The organism is Pseudomonas sp. SD17-1 (assembly GCF_029201585.1).
Taxonomy (GTDB): domain Bacteria; phylum Pseudomonadota; class Gammaproteobacteria; order Pseudomonadales; family Pseudomonadaceae; genus Aquipseudomonas; species Aquipseudomonas palmensis.
Genome location: NZ_CP104044.1, coordinates 5502681 through 5523506 on the forward strand (window position 1 = coordinate 5502681; position 20826 = coordinate 5523506).

Sequence of the window (20826 nt, forward strand, 5' to 3'; positions counted from 1 at the left end):
AGCATACCCAGCGCCTTCGCCAAACCCAAGCCCGGGCTTATGCCGGCTTATCAGGCCGGGGCATGCTCGTTGACCCGACACCCTGCCCACCTACACTTATCGGCCACCACCCGCAAAGGAATAGCCCTGATGAAAGCCGTGTTGTGCAAAGCCCATGGTCCGGCCAGCGACCTGGTCCTCGAAGAGGTCGCCAGCCCCGTGCCCAAACGCAATGAAGTGCTGGTGCAGGTGCATGCGGCGGGGGTCAACTTCCCCGACACCCTGATCATCCAGGGCAAGTACCAGTTCCAGCCGCCACTGCCGTTCTCGCCGGGTGGCGAAGCAGCAGGGGTAGTGCTGGAGGTGGGCGAAAAGGCCGGGCCGTTGCAGGTGGGCGACCGGGTGATGGCGCTGACCGGCTGGGGCAGCTTTGCCGAGCAGATCGCGGTGCCGGGCTACAACGTGATGCCGATCCCGGCGCACATGGACTTTGCCACGGCTGCCGCATTCGGCATGACCTACGGCACCTCGATGTACGCGCTCACCCAGCGCGGGCAACTGCAAGCCGGGGAAACCCTGCTGGTGCTGGGCGCGTCGGGCGGTGTCGGGCTGGCGGCGGTGGAGATCGGCAAGGCCCTGGGCGCGCGGGTGATCGCAGCGGCCAGCAGCGCCGACAAGCTGGCCGTGGCCAAGGCTGCCGGTGCCGACGAGCTGATCAACTACAGCGAAAGCGGCCTCAAGGAGGAAATCAAGCGCCTGACCGGTGGCCAGGGCGTGGACGTGGTTTTCGACCCGGTGGGCGGCGAGCTGTTCGAACAGGCGGTGCGCGGGCTGGCGTGGAACGGACGGATGCTGGTGGTGGGGTTCGCCAGCGGGCAGATCCCGCAGTTGGCGGTGAACCTGACGCTGCTCAAGGGCGCGGCGGTGCTGGGGGTGTTCTGGGGTGCGTTCGCGCAGCGCCAGCCGGCGGATAACACCGCGAACTTCAAGCAGCTGTTTGCGTGGCATGCCGAGGGCAAGCTGAAACCACTGGTATCACAGACCTACCCACTGGCCGATGCCGGGGCTGCAATCGAGCAGTTGGCGGGGCGCAAGGCGGTGGGCAAGCTGGTGGTGTCTGTGCGATAGCCAAGCCCGCTCCCGCACTGCCCTGTGGGAGCGGACTTGACCCGCGATAGAGGCGTGAACGTCAGCTCATGTCCCAGGCCAGCAGCACCTGCTTGCACCCACGGCACACGAACTTGTAGAACCCGGTATCCCCGCCCGGCGCATACCCCACCGCGGCCCACGACCAGTCCTCCACGGTCATGCCGTTGTACTCGGCCCAGTGCTCCCGGGTCGCCGGCGTGGCCTCACTGATGTCCTCGGCGCTGGCGTCCCCGTGGAACTCGCAGGCGTCACCGCAATGGTGCATCCACTGGCTGTCCTGCCATGTGGGATAGCCCGGCGTGCGGTAGGCAATCTCGTCGAGCACCTCAGGCTTTATGCCCGCCTCCCCCATCGCATACACATCATGGAAACTGCCGTCGTAGCGCCTGGCCGCCGAACCATCGGCGATGCACCACGGGCAGATATCGCCCTCGAGTGTCTGCGCGGTGTACAGCGTGCCGTCATACAGGTAACCACGCGCCTGCCCGCAGCACACGCAAGCCTCGCTGCTGGCCACGATGTAATGAACCTTGCCGGGGTAATAGGTAAAGACCGGAAGTGGTGTTGTCATGGCATTCCTTCTCACAGCTGCTTGAGCGCAAGGTCACGCAGCTGCTGCGGCCAGGCGTCGATGAACATCAGGTCGGGCTGCCCGGCGCAGCGCCGCTCGATAGACGGCAGCGCTGCCTCGAACGCCTGCTGCGCCTGCTTGAACTGCAGCAGGGTGGGCGATGCGGGTGACGTCCTGGCCAGCAAGCCGATGGACGTGGCCACGCTGTCCATCTGCCACAGCGGCTGATGCGAGCGGATCTGACGGTAGGTGGTCAGGTAATAGTTGAACAGCTTGCACTGCAGCTGCGGCAACGCGGCCTGGGCATCCAGGGTCATCGCCATGGACTGCTCATCCATGCGAAAGAGCAGGCTCTGCACCACATCGGTTTTCACCGGCTCGCCCGCGGCCACCGTCCAGGGTTCGAACCGCACCTTTGCGATGGCCGCTTCTGCAGACGCACTGAACAACGCATGATCACTGTGCTTGACGGTTACATGGCTGACCGAGCCATCGCGCGAATCGACCTGGTAGCCGATGCGCACAGCGCCCTCCAGGCCCACCAGCCTCATGGCCCTCGGGTACACCGGGGCCGGGGGCTGCGCGAACGTGGGCACATGCTCGGCCTGCACGGCGCAGCACCAGCACAACAGTATTCCAAGCCAGCGTTTCATCCCTGATTCCCAACACGTCCATTGATAAGGGGCGCGATGGTACCGCAGGCTTCACGCCTTGTCCGCCGAATGACAACGCTTGAAGCGTGCCTCCAGGTTGCGGTCGGGCATGGCATGGGTGCGCAGCGCCGAAAGGGTCTGCTCGACATAGTCGCGGGTGGTGCCGTAGCGACCCTTGGCGCTGGCCAGGATATGGCTGAGCAAGGTGTCGGGCAGGTTGCCGGCATAGCACGGCAAGTGCCGCTCCAGCACGAAGCCCAGTGCCTGCACCTTGCTGCCGTCCTCGAGGCGGCAGTTGAGCCAGTGCGGACGGTACGCCGGGTACGGCATCTCGCGCTGCCACAGCGCCAGCAATGAATCCTCCAGGCGCTCTTCGGGCAGCCGATAGGCAAAGCCGCTGCACGAGCCACCACGGTCCAGACCGAACACCAGCCCCGGGCACTCCGGAGTGCCGCGGTGCTCGTGGGACCACAGGTACAGGCCGCGATGATAGCCATGCACGCGTGCCCGCCGGCGCTCGGCCGCGCTGCATTCCGGTCGCCAGATCAGCGAGCCATAGGCAAACAGCCAGACCGGGCCGCCCTGATGGCGGGACATGGTGTGATCAACCGATTGTCGAAGTTGCTCGTGGGTCAGTTGCTGACCGAAGTCGAGCACCGGAGGGTACGCCAAACTCGAGGGTGCAGTTTCAATTGCCGACATGATCGCCGCCAGAATTCCTCGTGAACTACTGAAGTGGCCCACTGTAAAGTCATTGCACTAACAATACATCGACCGTACGGCAGATGGCCGCTCGAATACAAGCCCCCGCTGCAAACAAAGCCCCCAGCACCGGGGCTTTCAGGCCTGCTGTTTCAAGTGTAGTAATAGTTTTTGGCGGTGTTTGCAATAATTAACGCGGCCAGCACTTATAACCAACGAGGCACAATCGGGTTATTTGAATCGGCGCGTTATTGCAACGCGCCGTTATTACCTAAGTTAGCCGCGCGGGGCATAAGCGAATACATCGGCGCGCATCTGGTGTGCGTCCATGCCAGCGTCCACCAGGGCATCGAGGGTGGCGTAGATCATGGTGGGCGAGCCACTGGCATACACGTGCACGCCCGCAAGGTCGGCAATGTCTTCGCACACGGCTTCGTGCAGCAGCCCGCAGCGCCCCTCCCAGCCGCACAGGTCGCTCACCACTTTGTGCAGGAACAGGTTGGGCAGCGTTGCCCACTCGTCCCAGTGCTCGATCTGATAGAAGTCTTCCGGGCGGCGCACTCCCCAGTACAGGTGCACCGGGTGCTTGAAGCCGCTGGCCCGGCAATGTTCGATCAGGCTGTGCATCTGCGCCATGCCGGTACCGGCAGCAATCAGTACCAGCGGCCCGTCCGGCAGTTCGGCCAGGTGCGTGTCGCCAAACGGCAGCTCCACCCGCGCCATGCGGTTGCGCTGCAACTGTGCGATCAGTTCCAGTGCACTGCTCTCGCGGGCCAGCACGTGCAACTCCAGGTCACGCCCGCTGTGTGGCGCCGAGGCCAGCGAGAACGCGGCCTTGTCGCCAGCTTCGCGCTCGATCATCAGGTACTGCCCGGCATGGTAGCGCGGCGGCTTGCCGGCCGGCGCGCGCAGACGCACGCGCCACACGTCGCCGCCCACCTCGACACATTCGCTCAACTGGCAGGCCAGCTTGCGTACCGGCAGCTCGCCCAGGGCCAACACGCCATCCCACAGCAACACGCAATCCTCCAGCGGCTCGGCGATGCAGGTGTACAGCTCGCCATGGTCCTTCACCTCGCCATCCTGGCGCACACGGCCTTCCACCAGCAGTGCCGCGCACACATGGCAATTGCCATTGCGGCAGCTCTGCGGGCAGTCATAGCCCAGACGTCGGGCCCCATCCAGTATGCGCTCACCAGGGTTCAGTGCCAGCACCGCCCCGGAGGGCTGCAAGGTAACCTGCATCAGTCTATTCCCAACTGTGTCCACAGCTCATCGATGCGTCGGGTGACGGCCTCGTCCTTGACGATGACACGCCCCCACTCGCGGGTGGTTTCGCCCGGCCACTTGTGGGTGGCATCCAGGCCCATCTTCGAGCCCAGGCCGGAAACCGGCGAGGCGAAGTCCAGGTAGTCGATCGGTGTGTTGTCGATCATCACGGTATCGCGCTTGGGGTCCATGCGCGTGGTGATGGCCCAGATCACGTCGTTCCAGTCCCGCGCGTTGATGTCGTCGTCGGTGACGATCACGAACTTGGTGTACATGAACTGGCGCAGGAACGACCACACCCCCAGCATCACGCGCTTGGCGTGCCCTGGGTACTGTTTTTTCATGGTGACCACCGCCATGCGGTACGAGCAACCTTCAGGCGGCAGGTAGAAGTCGGTGATCTCGGGGAACTGCTTCTGCAGGATCGGCACGAACACTTCGTTCAGCGCCACGCCCAGAATCGCCGGCTCGTCAGGCGGACGCCCGGTGTAGGTGCTGTGATAAATCGGCTTGGTGCGGTGGGTGATGCGCTCCACGGTGAACACCGGAAAGCTGTCGACCTCGTTGTAGTAGCCGGTGTGATCGCCATACGGGCCTTCGGGCGCCATCTCGCCGGGGTGGATCACGCCTTCGAGGATGATCTCGGCGGTGGCGGGCACCTGCAGGTCATTGCCGCGGCACTTGACCAGCTCGGTACGGTTGCCGCGCAGCAGGCCGGCGAAGGCGTACTCGGACAGGCTGTCGGGCACCGGGGTCACCGCGCCGAGGATGGTCGCCGGGTCGGCGCCCAGTGCCACGGCCACCGGGAACGGCTGGCCAGGGTGCTTCTCGCACCACTCGCGGTAGTCCAGCGCGCCGCCACGGTGGCTCAGCCAGCGCATGATGACCTTGTTGCGGGCGATGACCTGCTGGCGATAGATGCCCAGGTTCTGGCGGTCCTTGTTCGGACCTCGGGTCACGGTCAGGCCCCAGGTGATCAGCGGCGCCACGTCGCCCGGCCAGCAGTGCTGGATCGGCAGCGCGCCAAGATCGACGTCGTCCCCCTCGATCACCACGTCGTGGCAGGGCGCATCCTTGACCACCTTGGGCGCCATCGAGATGACCTTCTTGAAGATCGGCAGCTTCGACCAGGCGTCCTTCAGCCCCTTGGGCGGCTCGGGCTCCTTGAGGAAGGCCAGCAGCTTGCCGATCTCGCGCAGTTCGCTGACCGACTCGGCGCCCATGCCCATGGCCACGCGCTCCGGGGTGCCGAACAGGTTGCCCAGCACCGGAATGTCGTAACCGGTAGGGTTCTCGAACAGCAACGCCGGGCCCTTGGCACGCAGGGTGCGGTCGCAGACCTCGGTCATTTCCAGGATCGGGGAGATGGGGACCTGAATGCGCTTGAGTTCGCCGCGCTGTTCCAGGCCGCGGATAAAGTCGCGCAAATCGCGATACTGCATGCGGGAGCCTCGTGTTCGCCGTAGCGGTCGGGGTGCAAAGTGTAGCGCCGAACCCCGCCCGCCAGAATAGACAATGTACAGATAGCAAAAAGCCGGGTTTCCCCGGCTCTTGCGTACCGCCCGTGTTACTTGCGCTTCATCGACAGGAAGAACTCGTCGTTGGTCTTGGTCTGCTTGAGCTTGTCGACCAGGAACTCGATGGCGGCGATCTCGTCCATCGGGTGCAGCAGCTTGCGCAGGATCCACATGCGCTGCAGCTCGTCGTCGGCGGTCAGCAGCTCTTCGCGACGGGTACCCGAACGGTTGATGTTGATGGCCGGGAACACGCGCTTCTCGGCAATGCGACGGTCCAGGGGCAGTTCCATGTTGCCGGTACCCTTGAACTCTTCGTAGATCACTTCGTCCATCTTCGAGCCGGTCTCGACCAGCGCGGTGGCGATGATGGTCAGCGAACCGCCTTCCTCGATGTTACGTGCAGCACCGAAGAAACGCTTCGGCTTCTCCAGGGCGTGGGCGTCGACACCACCGGTCAGCACCTTGCCGGAGCTCGGGATCACGGTGTTGTAGGCACGGGCCAGACGAGTGATCGAGTCGAGCAGGATGACCACGTCCTTCTTGTGCTCGACCAGGCGCTTGGCCTTCTCGATGACCATCTCGGCCACTTGCACGTGACGGGTTGGCGGCTCGTCGAAGGTGGAGGCGACCACTTCGCCGCGCACGGTGCGCTGCATCTCGGTCACTTCTTCCGGGCGCTCGTCGATCAGCAGCACGATCAGGTGGCACTCCGGGTTGTTGCGGGTGATGTTGGCCGCGATGTTCTGCAGCATGATGGTCTTGCCCGCTTTCGGCGGGGCGACGATCAGGCCGCGCTGGCCCTTGCCGATCGGCGCGCACAGGTCGATGACGCGACCGGTGAGGTCTTCGGTGGAACCGTTGCCGGCTTCCATCTTCAGGCGCTTGTTCGGGAACAACGGCGTCAGGTTTTCGAAGAGGATCTTGTTCTTCGCGTTTTCCGGACGGTCGTAGTTGATGGTGTCGACCTTGAGCAGCGCGAAGTAGCGCTCGCCTTCTTTGGGCGGGCGGATCTTGCCGACGATGGTGTCACCGGTACGCAGGTTGAAGCGACGAATCTGGCTGGGCGAGACATAGATGTCGTCCGGGCCGGCCAGGTACGAAGCGTCAGCCGAACGCAGGAAGCCGAAACCGTCCTGGAGAATCTCCAGCACGCCGTCACCGGAGATTTCCTCGCCGCTTTTCGCGTGCTTTTTCAACAGGGAGAAAATCACGTCCTGCTTGCGCGAACGGGCCATATTTTCTATGCCCATCTGTTCGGCCAATTCGAGCAGATCGGTAATCGGCTTTTGCTTGAGTTCAGTCAGATTCATAAGGGGAATGACGTAATCATGTAAGAAGGGGGAATTAAGCTTCTGGCTTAATGAAGCCGCGCCGCAGAGAAGGCGACAGGATCGCGTACTAATTCGAATTGAGGTGCGTCGGCGACGGCGTGCAGGGGGCACTGAAAGAAACAGTGCGAGGCCGAATGTATCACTTGCATTTTCTGGCGTCTAGTCACCAGACAGAGAAAAGCCCCGACGAATGCGGGGCTTTTTTCGACTCAGATATTGGCGTCGAGGAACGCCTGCAGCTGAGACTTGGACAATGCGCCGACCTTGGTCGCCTCGACATTGCCGTTCTTGAACAGCATCAGCGTCGGGATGCCACGCACGCCGTGCTTGGCCGGGGTTTCCTGGTTTTCGTCGATGTTCAGCTTGGCGACGGTCAGTTTGCCCTCGTAGGTAGCGGCGATGTCGTCCAGAACCGGAGCGATCATTTTGCATGGGCCGCACCATTCAGCCCAGTAGTCGACCAGCACCGGACCTTCAGCCTTGAGCACGTCGGCTTCGAAGGTGGCGTCGGTGACGTGTTTGATAAGATCGCTGCTCATGGAAGTCTCCAAGGTCGTAAGCAAAAAAACGTGGCCCATCATAGCCGCCATCGCCGTAGACAGGAAGCCACGCGCGATTGACTGTAACTATAGTTGTGCGAGACGTTGCATATCGACTGTCACACAAAAGTCATAAAAAAGACTCGCAACTGCGTCAGGTCAAGCCTTGCCACACTGCGCGTTGGCGTCGGCGGCGGATCGTGGCACGATTGCCGGGTTATCGACCGAGAACCCATCACCATGCCGCAAAACCCAGCCAAGAATCTGTCCCTGATAGCCGCCATCGACCTGGGCTCCAACAGTTTTCACATGGTCGTGGCCAAGGCCCACCACAACGACATTCGCATCCTGGAGCGGTTGGGGGAAAAGGTTCAGCTGGCCGCCGGCATCGACGAAGAGCGCCAGCTCAGCGAAGAGTCCATGCAACGCGGGCTCGACTGCCTCAAGCGCTTCGCCCAGCTGATCAACGGCATGCCTGACGGCGCGGTGCGCATCGTCGGCACCAACGCCTTGCGCGAAGCGCGCAACCGCGGCGAATTCATCCGCCGCGCCGAAGCCATTCTCGGACACCCGGTGGAGGTGATTTCCGGCCGTGAAGAAGCACGCCTGATCTACCTGGGCGTCTCCCACACCCTGGCCGACACCCCCGGCAAGCGCCTGGTGGCCGACATCGGCGGCGGCAGTACCGAATTCATCATCGGCCAGCGCTTCGAGCCCCTGCTGCGCGAAAGCCTGCAGATGGGCTGCGTGAGCTTCACCCAGCGTTACTTTCGCGACGGCAAGATCACCCCGGCGCGCTATGCCCAGGCCTACACCGCCGCGCGCCTGGAGCTGATGAGCATCGAGAATGCCCTGCACCGCCTGACCTGGGATGAAGCCATCGGCTCCTCGGGCACCATCCGCGCCATCGGCCTGGCCCTGAAGGCCGGCGGCATGGGCAACGGCGAGGTCAACGCCGAAGGTCTGGCCTGGCTCAAGCGCAAACTGTTCAAGCTGGGCGATACCGACAAGATCGATTTCGAAGGGGTCAAGCCCGACCGGCGCACCATCTTCCCGGCGGGCCTGGCGATCCTGGAGGCGATCTTCGACGCGCTGGAACTGCAACGCATGGACCACTGCGAAGGTGCCCTGCGCGAAGGCGTGCTGTACGACCTGCTGGGCCGCCACCACCACGAAGACGTGCGCGAACGCACCCTGACCTCGCTGATGGAGCGCTACCACGTCGACCAGGGGCAGGCGGCACGGGTCGAGCGCAAGGCGCTGCATGCCTTCGACCAGGTGGCCAAGGCGTGGGATCTTGAAGACGGGATCTGGCGCGAACTGCTGGGCTGGGCGGCCAAGGTGCACGAAGTGGGGCTGGACATCGCCCACTATCATTACCACAAGCACGGCGCCTACCTGATCGAGCACTCCGACCTGGCCGGCTTCTCCCGTGAAGACCAGCAGATGCTGGCACTGCTGGTGCGCGGGCACCGGCGCAACATCCCCAAGGACAAGTTCGCCGAATTCGGCGACGACGGCGTGAAGCTGATTCGTCTGTGCGTGCTGCTGCGCTTCGCGATCCTGTTCCACCACATCCGCGGCACCCAGCAGATGCCGACGGTCAAGCTGCATGCCGCCGGCCAGAGCCTGGATGTGGAGTTCCCGGCCGGCTGGCTGGAACAGAACCAGCTGACCCAGGCCGATTTCGGCCTGGAAGCCGAATGGCTGGCCCGGGTCGGCTTTACCCTCAGCGTACGATAAGCACCGGGTTGCTCAGGCGCTCGAGCAGAGTGGCCTGGGCACTGCGCGGGTTCTGGTTGCCGGTCGGCGTGCTGCGCACATAGCGGCCGTCCGACTGCAGCAGCCACGCGTGGGTGTTGTCGGTCAGGTACCCCTCCAGCTCCTTCTTCACCCGCAGGATCAGCTTCTTGCCCTCCACCGGGAAGCAGGTCTCGACACGCTTGTCGAGGTTGCGCTCCATCCAGTCGGCACTGGAAAGGAACATCTGCTCTTCCCCGCCATTGAGGAAGTAGAACGCCCGGGTGTGTTCCAGGAAACGCCCGATGATCGAGCGCACGTGGATGTTGTGCGAAACGCCCGGAATGCCCGGACGCAGGCAGCACATGCCACGCACCACCAGGTCGATGCGCACGCCCGACTGGCTGGCCTTGTACAACGCCTTGATGATCTTGGGGTCGGTCAGCGAGTTGAACTTGGCGATGATGTGCGCCGGCTTGCCTTCCAGGGCGAACTGGGTCTCGCGCGCGATCATGTCGAGCATGCCCTTCTTGAGGGTGAACGGCGCGTGCAGCAGCTTCTTCATGCGCAGGGTCTTGCCCATGCCGATCAGCTGGCTGAACAGCTTGCCGACGTCCTCGCACAAGGCGTCGTCGGAGGTCAGCAGGCTGTAGTCGGTGTACAGGCGGGCGTTGCCGGCGTGGTAGTTGCCGGTACCCAGGTGCGCATAACGCACGATCTCGCCGGCCTCGCGCCGCAGAATCAGCATCATCTTGGCGTGGGTCTTGAACCCGACCACGCCATAGATCACCACCGCACCCGCCGCTTGCAGGCGGCTGGCCATCTGCAGGTTGGACTCTTCGTCGAAACGCGCGCGCAATTCGATCACCGCGGTGACCTCCTTGCCGTTACGCGCCGCATCCACCAGCGCGTCGACGATCTCGGAGTTGGCGCCGCTGCGGTACAGGGTCTGGCGCACGGCCAGCACGTGCGGGTCTTTCGCCGCCTGACGCAGCAGGTCGACCACCGGGGTGAACGACTCGAAGGGGTGCATCAGCAGGATGTCCTGCTTGCTGATGACACTGAAAATGTTCTCGCTGTTCTGCAACAGCTTGGGAATCGCCGGAGTGAACGGCGTGTACTGCAGCTCCGGGTGGCTGTCCAGGCTGGTGATGCTGAACAGGCGCGTGAGGTTGACCGGGCCATTGACCTGGTACACCTCGTGCTCGCTCAGGCTGAACTGCTTGAGCAGGTAGTCGGACAGGTGCTTGGGACAGGTATCGGCCACTTCCAGGCGCACCGCATCGCCATAGCGACGCGAGAACAGCTCGCCACGCAGGGCGCGGGCCAGGTCTTCGACGTCCTCGGAGTCCAGCGCCAGGTCGGCGTTGCGGGTCAGACGGAACTGGTAGCAGCCCTTGACCTTCATGCCCTGGAACAGGTCGTCGGCGTGCGCATGGATCATCGACGACAGGAACACGTAGTTGTCGCCGGGGCCACCGACGTCTTCCGGCACCTTGATCACCCGCGGCAGCAGACGCGGCGCCGGAATGATCGCCAGGCCCGAATCACGACCGAACGCATCGATGCCTTCGAGCTCGACGATGAAGTTCAGGCTCTTGTTCACCAGCAGCGGGAACGGGTGGGTCGGGTCCAGGCCGATCGGGGTAATGATCGGCGCGATCTCGTCGCGGAAGTAGCGGCGCACCCAGGTCTTGAGCTTGGTGGTCCAGTGTCGCCGGCGGATGAAGCGAATCTGGTGCTTTTCCAGCTCCGGCAGCAGCACGTCGTTGAGGATCGCGTACTGGCGGTCCACTTCGCTGTGCACCAGCTCGCTGATGCGCGCCAGCGCCTGGTGCGGCTGCAGGCCGTCGGCGCCGGCCTGCTCGCGAGCGAAGGTGATCTGCTTCTTCAGGCCCGCCACACGAATTTCGAAGAACTCATCCAGGTTGCTGGAAAAGATCAGCAGGAACTTCAGTCGCTCCAGCAGCGGGTAGGACTCGTCCAGCGCCTGCTCCAGCACGCGGATGTTGAACTGCAGCTGGGACAATTCGCGATGGATGTACAGGCTGCTGTCGTCCAGGCCCGGCACGGCAATCGCCGGCACCGCCGGGGCCGGAGCCACCACGGGCGCCTCGGCTTCGACCACCGGCGCGGGCTCGAGGTCCGGCGGGGTTTCGACCAGTTGCTCGGGCACCGGCTGGGCATCCTTCACTTCGACTTCGGTAAGTGCTTCGTTATTCATCTAGCGTTCCTGAAGGGCGTTACTGCCCTCTCATCAATTGTGCGGCGCGAACAGCGAAATAGGTCAGGATGCCGTCGGCGCCCGCCCGTTTGAAAGCGGTGAGGGATTCGAGGATAACCCCTTCCGAGAGCCAGCCGTTCTGGATCGCGGCCATGTGCATCGCGTACTCGCCACTGACCTGGTAGACGAAGGTCGGCACCTTGAACTCGTCCTTGACCCGCGCAAGGATATCCAGATACGGCATGCCTGGCTTGACCATTACCATGTCGGCGCCTTCGGACAGGTCGGCGGCCACTTCATGCAGGGCCTCGTTGGTGTTGGCGGGGTCCATCTGGTACGAGGCCTTGTTGGCCTTGCCCAGGTTCAGCGCCGAGCCGACCGCGTCGCGGAACGGGCCGTAGTAGGCGCTGGCATACTTGGCCGAGTAGGCCATGATGCGCACGTTGACATGACCGGCCAGCTCCAGGGCTTCACGGATCGCCTGGATCCGCCCGTCCATCATGTCCGACGGGGCCACCACCTGGGCGCCGGCCTCGGCATGCGACAGCGCCTGGCGCACCAGGGCGTCGACGGTGATGTCGTTCTGGACGTAGCCTTCCTCGTCGAGGATACCGTCCTGGCCGTGGGTGGTGAACGGGTCCAGTGCCACGTCGGTGATCACCCCCAGCTCCGGGAAGCGGTCGCGCAGGGCGCGGGTGGCGCGCTGGGCAATACCGTCCGGGTTGTAGGCTTCGGCGCCATCCAGCGACTTCCTGTCCAGCGGGGTCACCGGGAACAGGGCCAGCGCCGGAATACCCAGCTTCACCCACTCCTCGGCGGCCTGCAGCAGCAGGTCGATGCTCAGGCGCTCCACGCCCGGCATCGAGGCGACTTCCTCGCGACGGTTTTCGCCGTCCAGCACGAACACCGGCAGGATCAGGTCGTCAACAGTCAGTGTGGTTTCGCGCACCAGGCGACGGGAAAAGTCGTCACGGCGGTTGCGACGCAGGCGAGTGGCAGGAAACAAACGGTTAGCGGGGGTAAAGCTCACGGCAGACTCCTGAGCCCGCGCAGGCGGGCGAGCGCGACAGTTATAAGCAGCCATTATGACGCCCGTATGACGACCTGAGGCAACCCTGCGACTTATGGACGCATTCATTCTCCTTGTAGGAAATGTTCACGTCGAGACACATTTGGACACTTTCCCTAAAGCCTCCCAGGGGGTAGGCTGCGCGTTCATTTCGCCAGCACCCAGAAAATGCTTGAACAATTCCTGCAGGATTTCGGCTATTTTGCCCTTTTTCTAGGCACCTTTTTTGAAGGTGAGACCATACTGGTTCTCGCCGGATTTCTTGCGTTCCGTGGCTACATGGATATCAACATGGTGGTGCTGGTTGCCTTCTTCGGCAGCTATGCCGGCGACCAGCTGTGGTACTTCATGGGGCGTCGTCACGGGCGCAAGCTGCTGGCGCGCAAGCCGCGCTGGCAGATGATGGGGGACCGTGCGCTGGAGCACATCCGCCGCCACCCCGACATCTGGGTGCTGAGTTTCCGTTTCGTCTACGGCCTGCGCACGGTGATGCCCGTGGCCATCGGCCTGTCCGGCTACCCGCCGCGCCGCTACCTGCTGCTCAACGGCATCGGTGCCGCGGTATGGGCACTGGCCCTGGGCGCGGCCGCCTACCACTTCGGCGCCATCCTCGAAGGGCTGCTGGGCAACGTGAAGAAGTACGAGCTGTGGGTACTCGGTGCCCTGGTGGTACTGGGCGCCCTGCTGTGGCTGCGCCGGCGCTTCAAGGCCGCCCGCATTGCCCGCCAGGAAGCCGCCGAGGCCCAGGCCGAACAGGCGCGGGCCCAGGCCCGGGAGCAGCACACTGGCGAAGGTGGCGACCGGCCATAGGCCTGGCTGCTCGCTCTCACGACTGAACACTCCCCCTGCATTGCGATCTATGTAGAGAGCCTGGCGAGAATGGCCAAATCAGGGGACATTTAGCGCCTTGAACGGGAGTAGTGAGCATGACCAAGAAAAAAGTTGCGGTGATCCTTTCCGGTTGCGGTGTGTACGACGGTGCCGAAATTCACGAGAGCGTCATCACCCTGCTGCGCCTTGACCAGCGTGGCGCCCAGGTGCAGTGCTTTGCGCCAAACATCGCGCAGATGCATGTGATCAACCACCTTACCGGCGAAGAGATGCCCGAAACGCGCAACGTGCTGGTGGAGTCGGCGCGCATTGCGCGCGGCGAGGTCAAGGACCTGCGTGAAGCGAATGCGGACGACTTCGACGCACTGATCGTGCCCGGTGGCTTCGGCGCTGCGAAAAACCTCTCCAACTTCGCCGTGGAAGGCGACAAATGCTCGGTCAACCCCGATGTGCTCGCACTAGCCGAAGCCTTCGCCGAAGCGGGCAAGCCGGTGGGCCTGATCTGCATTTCGCCGGCCCTGGCGGCCAAGATCTACGGGCCAGGCGTGGTCTGCACCATCGGCAACGATGCCGACACCAGCGCGGCCGTGGTCAAGATGGGCGGCACCCATGAAGAATGCGATGTGCACGACATCGTCGAAGACACTCAGCGCAAGCTGGTCAGCACCCCCGCCTACATGCTGGCGCAGAGCATCGGCGAGGCGGCGGGCGGGATCTACAAGCTGGTCGACCGGGTGCTGGAACTGACCCACGAGGCCGACTGAGGCATCACTGCGGGTAGGCGCGTGCCAACCGCGTGAGAATGCGGTCCAGCGCATTGGCGAAGGCCTGTTTCTCACGCTCGCCGTAGGGCGCCTGCCCACCACCGACCTGGCCCTGCTCGCGCAGGTCGGTGAACAGGTTGCGCACCGCCAGCCGCTCGCCCATGTTGCGCTCGTCGAATTCGCGGCCACGCGGATCGAGCGCGGCCACCCCCTTCTTGACCAGCCGATCGGCCAGCGGCACATCGCTGCAGATCACCAACTCGCCGGGCACGGCGTGTTCCACCAGGTAGTCGTCGGCAGCATCCGGCCCACTGGGCACCACGATGAGCCTGACGCAGGCAAAGGCCGGCTTGATCTGGCCCTGACCGGCGACCAGCACCACCTCGAACTGGCGCTTGAGGGCAAATTTGACCAGTTGGTCCTTGGCCGCCTTGGGGCAGGCATCGGCGTCGATCCAGACACGCATGGTTGGGTTATCCACCGCAAAGAGAACAAGGCGCACAGTATCCCTGCATTGGCGCGGCGTTGCAGCATTCGCCGACAAGCCAGCGCAGGGGCCCTCGATCAGTGCACCGAAACCCGCCGCCCTGCCAGCCAGCTGCGCCCGTACAACACCGCAATGGCCACAAGCGCCAATGCCTGCGCGGCCAGCGAATACGCATCGGCATGAATCCCCAGCCAGTCGAAGTCGAAGAACGGCACTGGCCGCGTACCGAACACCCCCGCCTCCTGCAACGCCTTCACCCCATGCCCGGCGAACACCACCGACAACGCGCACAGCAGCGCCGCGTTGATGCTGAAGAACAGCGACAGCGGCAGCTTCGCCGACCCGCGCAGAATCACCCACGCCAGCCCCACCAGCAGCACCAGCGCCGTCGCCCCGCCGGCCAGCACCGCATCGTGCGCCGCAGGCCCGGCCTGCAGCCACAGGGTTTCGTAGAACAGGATCACCTCGAACAGTTCGCGGTAAACCGAAAAGAACGCCAGCACGGCAAAGCCGAAGCGGCCGCCGCCCCCCACCAGGCTGCTTTTGATGTAGTCCTGCCAGGCCGCCGCATGGCGCCGGTCGTGCATCCACACCCCCAGCCACAGCACCATCACGCAGGCGAACAGGGCGGTGCAGCCCTCCAGCAGTTCACGCTGTGCGCCCCCCACGTCGATCACGTAGGCAGCCAGTGCCCAGGTGGCAAAGCCCGCCACCAACGCCAGCGCCCACCCCACGTTGACGCTGCGCACTGCCGACTGCTGCCCGGTATTGCGCAGGAAGGCCAGAATCGCCGCCAGCACCAGGATTGCCTCCAGCCCCTCGCGCAGCAGAATCAGCAGGCCGGAGATGAAGCTCAGCGACCAGCTCAGGCCATCGCCACCCAGCAGCTTGGCCGATGCTTCGAGCTTGGCCTTGGCCGCCGCCAGGCGTTGCGTCACCTGCTCCACCGGCAAGCCGTCCTGCAACCCCTGGCGGTAGGCCATCAGGGCCTTTTCGGTGTTCTTGCGCAGGTTGGCATCGACGTTGTCCAAAGCGCTTTCCACCAGCTCGAAGCCCTCCAGGTACGCCGCCACCGACAGGTCGTAGGCCTGCTCGTGGTCGCCGGCACGATAGGCGGCCAGGCTCTGTTCGAGGGTGGTGGCGGTGTAGTCGATCAGTTGGCCAGGGCCGCGTTGCGCAGCTGGCGGCTTGGCGCGCTGGGCGCGAAAGGCGGCCGCCGCCTCGCCACCCTGGGTGTCACGCACCTGCGCCGGGGTGAGCTGCGCCAGCTCGGCCAGGCTGAAGCGCCGGTCGGCCTGCACAGCACCAGGCTCGGCGCTGAAGCCGGCAATGTAGCTGGCCACATCCCAGCGCTGGCGCTCGTCGAGCTGGTCGGCGAACGCCGGCATGTCGCTGCCCTCGATGCCCTGCTCCATCACCCGGTACAGCTCGGCCAGGCTCAGGGTGTCGAGCCGCGCCGCCTGGCGCAGATCGCCCGGCGGTGGTTCCAGCCCCAACCCCGCCGGCCCATCGCCGGCGCCGCCGTCACCGTGGCACACCGAACAGTGCTGGGCGTACAGCGGTGCACCGCGGGCCGGGTCCGGGGTAATCAGCGGCGCTTGCGGCGCGGCACTGCTCAAGGCACTGCCCAGGGCCAGCAGCGGCCCTAGCAGCCAGGCGAACACACGGGGGCGGGGCATCATGGGAGCCAATCTCGAACAGGAATGAGGAGGATTGCATTGTTCACTTCCACTTGCGCCGGCTCAAGCACCACCCGGAAGTTTCATGAAAAATTTTGAAACAAGTTTATCTCCTACCCCGGGAATCGACTTATTCCTACACCACACGGGAAATGTGACTACTGGCACATCCAAGAAAAAATGAAGCACAAGGCCATTAATTAGCCAGTCATTGCGTCTATAATGCCGCGCCTTTCGTTATAGCGAATGGAAATACAGGCTCCTCTGTTAAGAGGATTTGGAACTAGCGTCCAAAGGGATCACCGCCACTCGCCGGCGCCTAACGTCACTTTTTCAGGGAAGAGATTCAAGATGGCCTCCCGTGTCCTCACCGTCGCCACGCTGTGCGCGATCGTCCAACTGACGGGCTGCGCAGCGTTTCGCAGCTACGACAGCGAACTCCAGGAAACCAACCAGCAGCTGGCCAGCGGCAACGTCGACGCGGCCCTGGCCCTGCTGGAAAAGAACAACAAGGGTGAGGACAAGGACCTTCTCTACTACTTCGAGAAAGGCGAACTGCTGCGCTCCAAGGGCGATCTGAGCGGTAGCCAGGATGCCTGGCGCGAAGCCGATAGCGTGGTGTTCAAGTGGGAAGAGTCGGTGAAGCTGGACACCGCCAAGTACCTGAGCCAGTTCGGCAGCTACCTGGTCAACGACAAGGTGCGCCGCTACGAGGGCTACGACTACGAAAAAGTCATGCTGACCACCCAGATGGCCCTGAACCTGCTGGCGCAGAATGATTTCGACGGTGCCCGCACCGAAATCAAGAAAACCCACGAACGTGAGGCCGTGATCGCCGAGCTGCGCGACAAGGAATACCTCAAGCGCGAAGAAGAGGCCGAGAAGGAAGGCGTCAAGACCGAGTACAAGGACCTGCAGGGCTACCCGGTGGCCGCCCTGGACGCGCCTGAAGTGGTCGGCCTGAAGAACAGCTACCAGAGTGCGTTCAGCCACTACCTGTCCGGCTACGTATACGAAGCACTGGGCGAAAAAGGCCTGGCTGCACCGGGCTACCGCAAGGCGGCCGAACTGCGCCCGAACACCGCGCTGCTCGAGCGTGCGCTGCTCGACCTCGACAAGCCTGCCGCCAAGGGCGCCGACAGCGACGTGCTGATCGTGGTGCAGAGCGGCCTGGCGCCGGCCCGCGACTCGGTGCGCATCCCCCTGCCCCTGCCAATCAGCGGCAATCTGGTGATCACCCCGCTGTCGTTCCCGATCATCAAGGAAGACACCTCCACCGCGCACTTCAGCGAGATCTACCTGAACGACAAGACCCTCTCGCTGACCGCGCTCAACAGCACCACCGCCATGTCGCGCCGCGCGCTGCGTGACGACATGCCAGGCATCATCCTGCGCACCAGCGTGCGCGCCATCACCCGTGGTGTGGCGCAAAAGCAGCTCAACGACGTCAACCCGCTGGCTGGTCTGGCCGTGGGCATCGCCTCGGCCGTCACCGAAGGCGCCGACACCCGCACCTGGCGCACCCTGCCGGACGACACCCTGGTTGCCCGCGTGCGCCTGGCCCAGGGCGAGCACCAGCTGAGCCTGCCGTCGAACCTGGGCGGCAGCAAGATCGCCGTGAAGATCGATCGCCCCTATCAGGTCGTGGCCCTGCGCGTCGTGGGCAACCGCGTCTACGCCGGTGGCCCGGCCCTGCAAGTCACCCAGCCTGCGCCGGCCGCCGCCGTCGCCAGCCTCAAGTAAGCCAAGGAATCGCCATGCGCCTCAAGCTTCTCGCCGCGCTCGCCACCGCCACCCTGCTGGCCGGCTGCGCCACCCCACCACCGCCCGCACCGGGCAGCGCCGCCAGCAAGGTGGTCGTGATGGGCAAACTGAGCAACATCGATATCGGCCCGATGCGGGTTGCCCGCGAAAACGGCTTCATGACCGTCAAGGTCTCGCTGACCAACACCAGCCGCAGCAACAAGACGATGTTCTATCGCTTTGCCTGGCTGGGCAACGACGGCTTCCCGGTCGCCAGCGAAGAAAGCTGGAAGACCCTGAGCCTGTACGGCTCGCAGTCCACCGTACTGCCAGCGATTGCCCCGGTCCCCCAGGCCACTGACTTCCGCATTGAAGTCCAGGCCCAGTAATTTTCAATTTTCAGGAGATGCTCAACATGATGTTCGCTCGTTTTTCCCTGCTGGCCGTAGTGGTCGCGCTGGCCAGCGGCTGTGCCAACAACTCCCCTGTACTGGGCGGCAAGAACATTGGCTACGGCGACAGCAAGGCCGTTGAACTGGTCACCAACGAGTTCGGTTCCACCGACCTGCAGATGATCGCCGAAAGCATGACCCGCTCGCTGGCCCAGTCCGGCATCCTGCAGGGCCGTCCGGTGGTTCAGGTCTACGACGTGAAGAACAAGACCAGCGAGTACATCGATACCCGCGAGATCACCACCTCGATCAAGACCCAGCTGATGAAGACCGGCACCGCCCGCTTCGCCAGCGACAACAACCAGATGCAGAGCCAGGTCGACCAGCTCAAGCTGCAGAACCAGAGCGGCCTGTACAAGAAGAACACCGTGGCCAAGACCGGCAACATGATCGCTGCCAAATACCGCCTGGAAGGTTCGATCAGCTCGATCGTCAAGCGCAGCAGCGACTACAAGGACGTGTTCTACAAGTTCAGCCTGCAGCTGATCGACGTGGAAAGCGGCCTGGCCGAGTGGATGGACGAAAAAGAAATCCGCAAGACCACGGAGCGCTAAGCAATGCGTGCATGGATGGGCATCATCGGCCTGGCTTGCGCGTTCGGCGTGCAAGCGGCCCCCAAGGTAGCGGTCACCGACCTGGCTTATCAGGAGCGCGTGGAGCAGTACATCCACATGGTCTCGGCGAGCAGCAACTCGAATGCGAGCATGTACCACGCCAACGCGTCGTCCAGCTACAGCGAGTTCGAAAGCAGCCAGAGCTACATCGAGCAGACCGAGCTGCGCAAGTTCAGCGGTGACATCAAGGGCGAGATCCTCAAGTCCGGCATGTTCCAGTTGGTGCAGGGCACGCCGTACACGGCCAAGGCCAAGCAGGACGTGTATGACGTGATCGCGCGGATCAAGGCGGGCAACTACAAGGGCGCCGACTACGTACTGTTCGGCACCCTGTCGGATATCGACTTCCAGCGCGATATCACCTCGATCGACAACACCAACAGCTACTCGGCGATCCTGGGCCTGACCCTGGTGGCCGATTTCAGCCTGATCAACACCCGTACCTATGAGATCACCTCGGCGTTCACCGCCATGGGTGAAGGCCAGGACACCAAGCTGGTGAACAGCCAGGACGTGCGGGTCAGCCTGAACCGTCCGCGGGTGGTGCGTGAAGTGTCCAAGGAACTGGGCATGGATGTGGCCAGACAGCTCAAGGAGCAGCTGGTGGGTGTGATGCCGGATCAGGAACGTGCGCCGATGCGCAACAACCTGCCGCCGGATGAACCGGCGCAGATCTTGCGCTGAGCATGCAAAAGGCGACCTTCGGGTCGCCTTTTTTATTGGGTGTCTGTGCTGGCCTCTTCGCCGGCAACGCCGGCTCCCACAAGAACAGTGGTGAACCGCGATGGAAGGCGCAGCCTTCCGGTCTTAGACCGGCGCCCGGCGAATGGTCGCCAGCAATGTCGCCGCACCCAGGAACAACCCGGCAAACGTGCGGTTCATGCGCCGCTGCTGCCGGGGCGTGCGCAACAGGCGCAGCACCCGCGCCGCCAACCCGGTATAACCCGCCATCACCAGCAGGTCCACCGCCACCATGGTGCCGGCGATCGTCAGGTACTGCGGCAGCAGTTCGGCATGCGGATTGATGAACTGCGGCAGCACCGCAAGCATGAAGATCAGCGCCTTGGGGTTGCTGACGTTGACCAGAAAACCACGGAACACCAGGCTCAACGGCTTGCCGATGGGGCGTACCGTCGAGTCGTCGGCCAGGTCTGCCGGCAGCGCTCGCCACTGTTTCACGGCCAGGTAGATCAGGTAGGCAACGCCAAACCATTTGATGACCTGGAACGCGGTAGCCGAGGCAGCGAGTACCGCGCCCACGCCGGCGGCAATGATCGCGATCTGCATCACCAGCCCCAACTGCAGGCCCAGCGCGTTCCAGTAGCCGCGCCAGAAGCCGTACTGCAGGCCGCAGGACATGGACGCAATGGCCCCCGCCCCAGGCGAAAGACTGATTACCCAACAGGCAGCAAAAAAAGCCAACCACGTTTCCAGCGACATCACACACCTCGGCCCGGACCCTTGTTCAAGGGTTCCACGCTAATGCGCCGCTGAAAAAATCACCACATTTTTT

Annotated in this window: 19 protein-coding genes and 1 pseudogene; 8 read left to right on the forward strand and 12 right to left on the reverse strand. The window is 63.7% G+C overall.

The features are described from left to right. Nucleotides 1–129 precede the first annotated feature (129 nt). A complete protein-coding gene (locus N0B28_RS25180) occupies nucleotides 130–1107 on the forward strand; it encodes an NADPH:quinone oxidoreductase family protein (RefSeq protein ID WP_275729482.1) in 978 nt (325 codons plus the stop codon). A 61-nt stretch (nucleotides 1108–1168) separates the two neighbouring features. Here the strand turns inward: N0B28_RS25180 and N0B28_RS25185 are convergent, their stop codons facing one another. The 7 genes from N0B28_RS25185 to trxA all read right to left on the reverse strand — a co-directional run bounded on the left by N0B28_RS25185 (nucleotide 1169) and on the right by trxA (nucleotide 7710). Then, nucleotides 1169–1699, reverse strand: coding sequence for a CbrC family protein (locus N0B28_RS25185; protein ID WP_054915498.1), 531 nt, complete (start codon nucleotides 1697–1699; stop codon nucleotides 1169–1171). Nucleotides 1700–1710: 11 nt separating this feature from the next. Continuing rightward, nucleotides 1711–2352, reverse strand: coding sequence for a TonB family protein (locus tag N0B28_RS25190; RefSeq protein WP_081315193.1), 642 nt, complete (start codon nucleotides 2350–2352; stop codon nucleotides 1711–1713). Nucleotides 2353–2403: 51 nt separating this feature from the next. Continuing rightward, nucleotides 2404–3054: a gamma-glutamylcyclotransferase gene (locus N0B28_RS25195; protein WP_043863394.1), complete on the reverse strand. Its 651-nt coding sequence runs from the start codon at nucleotides 3052–3054 to the stop codon at nucleotides 2404–2406. A gap of 276 nt (nucleotides 3055–3330) precedes the next feature. Further along, nucleotides 3331–4299, reverse strand: coding sequence for a CDP-6-deoxy-delta-3,4-glucoseen reductase (locus tag N0B28_RS25200; protein ID WP_043863393.1), 969 nt, complete (start codon nucleotides 4297–4299; stop codon nucleotides 3331–3333). Next, a complete protein-coding gene (gene ubiD / locus N0B28_RS25205) occupies nucleotides 4299–5765 on the reverse strand; it encodes a 4-hydroxy-3-polyprenylbenzoate decarboxylase (protein WP_054915496.1) in 1467 nt (488 codons plus the stop codon). Before ubiD ends, N0B28_RS25200 begins: the two co-directional genes overlap by 1 nt. A gap of 125 nt (nucleotides 5766–5890) precedes the next feature. Beyond that, nucleotides 5891–7150, reverse strand: coding sequence for a transcription termination factor Rho (rho, locus tag N0B28_RS25210; RefSeq protein WP_043863391.1), 1260 nt, complete (start codon nucleotides 7148–7150; stop codon nucleotides 5891–5893). Between the two features lie 230 nt (nucleotides 7151–7380). Beyond that, nucleotides 7381–7710: a thioredoxin TrxA gene (gene trxA / locus N0B28_RS25215; protein WP_043863390.1), complete on the reverse strand. Its 330-nt coding sequence runs from the start codon at nucleotides 7708–7710 to the stop codon at nucleotides 7381–7383. A gap of 240 nt (nucleotides 7711–7950) precedes the next feature. On the opposite strand from trxA, the gene ppx reads away from it, so the two are divergent. Continuing rightward, complete coding sequence (gene ppx / locus N0B28_RS25220) at nucleotides 7951–9453, forward strand: exopolyphosphatase (RefSeq protein ID WP_043863389.1); 1503 nt, start codon at nucleotides 7951–7953, stop codon at nucleotides 9451–9453. On the opposite strand, the gene ppk1 is transcribed toward ppx, so the two are convergent. Further along, the gene (ppk1, locus tag N0B28_RS25225; RefSeq protein ID WP_043863388.1) at nucleotides 9440–11674 is read right to left on the reverse strand and encodes a polyphosphate kinase 1; all 2235 of its coding nucleotides are present in this window, start codon (nucleotides 11672–11674) and stop codon (nucleotides 9440–9442) included. The two genes, ppx and ppk1, sit on opposite strands and share 14 nt — an antisense overlap. A 19-nt stretch (nucleotides 11675–11693) precedes the next feature. Further along, the gene (hemB, locus tag N0B28_RS25230) at nucleotides 11694–12704 is read right to left on the reverse strand and encodes a porphobilinogen synthase (protein ID WP_043863387.1); all 1011 of its coding nucleotides are present in this window, start codon (nucleotides 12702–12704) and stop codon (nucleotides 11694–11696) included. A 207-nt stretch (nucleotides 12705–12911) separates the two neighbouring features. Here hemB and N0B28_RS25235 point away from each other — a divergent pair, with 207 nt between their 5' ends. Together N0B28_RS25235 and elbB are read left to right on the forward strand one after the other, a co-directional pair. Next, nucleotides 12912–13553 (forward strand): DedA family protein, encoded by a 642-nt coding sequence (locus N0B28_RS25235; protein WP_043863386.1) that lies wholly within the window; start codon nucleotides 12912–12914, stop codon nucleotides 13551–13553. Nucleotides 13554–13669: 116 nt separating this feature from the next. Continuing rightward, nucleotides 13670–14338, forward strand: a complete 669-nt coding sequence (gene elbB, locus N0B28_RS25240) for an isoprenoid biosynthesis glyoxalase ElbB (RefSeq protein ID WP_043863385.1) — start codon at nucleotides 13670–13672, stop codon at nucleotides 14336–14338. Nucleotides 14339–14342: 4 nt separating this feature from the next. On the opposite strand, the gene N0B28_RS25245 is transcribed toward elbB, so the two are convergent. Both N0B28_RS25245 and N0B28_RS25250 read right to left on the reverse strand, forming a co-directional pair. Then, nucleotides 14343–14804 (reverse strand): YaiI/YqxD family protein, encoded by a 462-nt coding sequence (locus tag N0B28_RS25245; protein ID WP_043863384.1) that lies wholly within the window; start codon nucleotides 14802–14804, stop codon nucleotides 14343–14345. Nucleotides 14805–14902: 98 nt separating this feature from the next. Next, nucleotides 14903–16426 (reverse strand): annotated as a pseudogene (locus tag N0B28_RS25250) (FTR1 family protein); the annotation flags it as partial. 429 nt (nucleotides 16427–16855) lie between these two features. Here N0B28_RS25250 and N0B28_RS25255 point away from each other — a divergent pair. Genes N0B28_RS25255 through N0B28_RS25270 form a run of 4 tightly spaced genes read left to right on the forward strand, consistent with a single transcriptional unit; the run spans nucleotide 16856 to nucleotide 19997 of the window. Further along, nucleotides 16856–18247 carry a hypothetical protein gene (locus N0B28_RS25255; protein ID WP_054915494.1) on the forward strand — a complete coding sequence of 464 codons (1392 nt, stop codon included), beginning with the start codon at nucleotides 16856–16858 and terminating at the stop codon, nucleotides 18245–18247. Between the two features lie 14 nt (nucleotides 18248–18261). Continuing rightward, on the forward strand, nucleotides 18262–18636 hold the full coding sequence (locus N0B28_RS25260; protein WP_043863382.1) for a YcfL family protein: 375 nt from the start codon (nucleotides 18262–18264) through the stop codon (nucleotides 18634–18636). A gap of 29 nt (nucleotides 18637–18665) precedes the next feature. Beyond that, a complete protein-coding gene (gene lpoB, locus N0B28_RS25265; protein ID WP_043863467.1) occupies nucleotides 18666–19253 on the forward strand; it encodes a penicillin-binding protein activator LpoB in 588 nt (195 codons plus the stop codon). Nucleotides 19254–19256: 3 nt separating this feature from the next. After that, complete coding sequence (locus N0B28_RS25270; protein WP_043863381.1) at nucleotides 19257–19997, forward strand: hypothetical protein; 741 nt, start codon at nucleotides 19257–19259, stop codon at nucleotides 19995–19997. Between the two features lie 123 nt (nucleotides 19998–20120). Here the strand turns inward: N0B28_RS25270 and N0B28_RS25275 are convergent, their stop codons facing one another. Beyond that, nucleotides 20121–20753, reverse strand: a complete 633-nt coding sequence (locus N0B28_RS25275) for a LysE family transporter (protein ID WP_043863380.1) — start codon at nucleotides 20751–20753, stop codon at nucleotides 20121–20123. Nucleotides 20754–20826 lie beyond the last annotated feature (73 nt).

Excerpts from the sequence above, each read along its gene's own strand:
- elbB (WP_043863385.1), top strand. The coding sequence starts at position 13,670 with ATGACCAAGAAAAAAGTTGCGGTGATCCTTTCCGGTTGCGGTGTGTAC.
- ppx (WP_043863389.1), top strand. The coding sequence starts at position 7,951 with ATGCCGCAAAACCCAGCCAAGAATCTGTCCCTGATAGCCGCCATCGAC.
- N0B28_RS25270 (WP_043863381.1), top strand. The coding sequence starts at position 19,257 with ATGCGTGCATGGATGGGCATCATCGGCCTGGCTTGCGCGTTCGGCGTG.
- N0B28_RS25190 (WP_081315193.1), bottom strand. The coding sequence starts at position 2,352 with ATGAAACGCTGGCTTGGAATACTGTTGTGCTGGTGCTGCGCCGTGCAG.
- N0B28_RS25260 (WP_043863382.1), top strand. The coding sequence starts at position 18,262 with ATGCGCCTCAAGCTTCTCGCCGCGCTCGCCACCGCCACCCTGCTGGCC.
- N0B28_RS25275 (WP_043863380.1), bottom strand. The coding sequence starts at position 20,753 with ATGTCGCTGGAAACGTGGTTGGCTTTTTTTGCTGCCTGTTGGGTAATC.
- N0B28_RS25255 (WP_054915494.1), top strand. The coding sequence starts at position 16,856 with ATGGCCTCCCGTGTCCTCACCGTCGCCACGCTGTGCGCGATCGTCCAA.
- N0B28_RS25195 (WP_043863394.1), bottom strand. The coding sequence starts at position 3,054 with ATGTCGGCAATTGAAACTGCACCCTCGAGTTTGGCGTACCCTCCGGTG.
- rho (WP_043863391.1), bottom strand. The coding sequence starts at position 7,150 with ATGAATCTGACTGAACTCAAGCAAAAGCCGATTACCGATCTGCTCGAA.
- ppk1 (WP_043863388.1), bottom strand. The coding sequence starts at position 11,674 with ATGAATAACGAAGCACTTACCGAAGTCGAAGTGAAGGATGCCCAGCCG.
- N0B28_RS25180 (WP_275729482.1), top strand. The coding sequence starts at position 130 with ATGAAAGCCGTGTTGTGCAAAGCCCATGGTCCGGCCAGCGACCTGGTC.
- N0B28_RS25245 (WP_043863384.1), bottom strand. The coding sequence starts at position 14,804 with ATGCGTGTCTGGATCGACGCCGATGCCTGCCCCAAGGCGGCCAAGGAC.
- N0B28_RS25235 (WP_043863386.1), top strand. The coding sequence starts at position 12,912 with ATGCTTGAACAATTCCTGCAGGATTTCGGCTATTTTGCCCTTTTTCTA.
- ubiD (WP_054915496.1), bottom strand. The coding sequence starts at position 5,765 with ATGCAGTATCGCGATTTGCGCGACTTTATCCGCGGCCTGGAACAGCGC.
- N0B28_RS25200 (WP_043863393.1), bottom strand. The coding sequence starts at position 4,299 with ATGCAGGTTACCTTGCAGCCCTCCGGGGCGGTGCTGGCACTGAACCCT.
- lpoB (WP_043863467.1), top strand. The coding sequence starts at position 18,666 with ATGTTCGCTCGTTTTTCCCTGCTGGCCGTAGTGGTCGCGCTGGCCAGC.
- trxA (WP_043863390.1), bottom strand. The coding sequence starts at position 7,710 with ATGAGCAGCGATCTTATCAAACACGTCACCGACGCCACCTTCGAAGCC.
- N0B28_RS25185 (WP_054915498.1), bottom strand. The coding sequence starts at position 1,699 with ATGACAACACCACTTCCGGTCTTTACCTATTACCCCGGCAAGGTTCAT.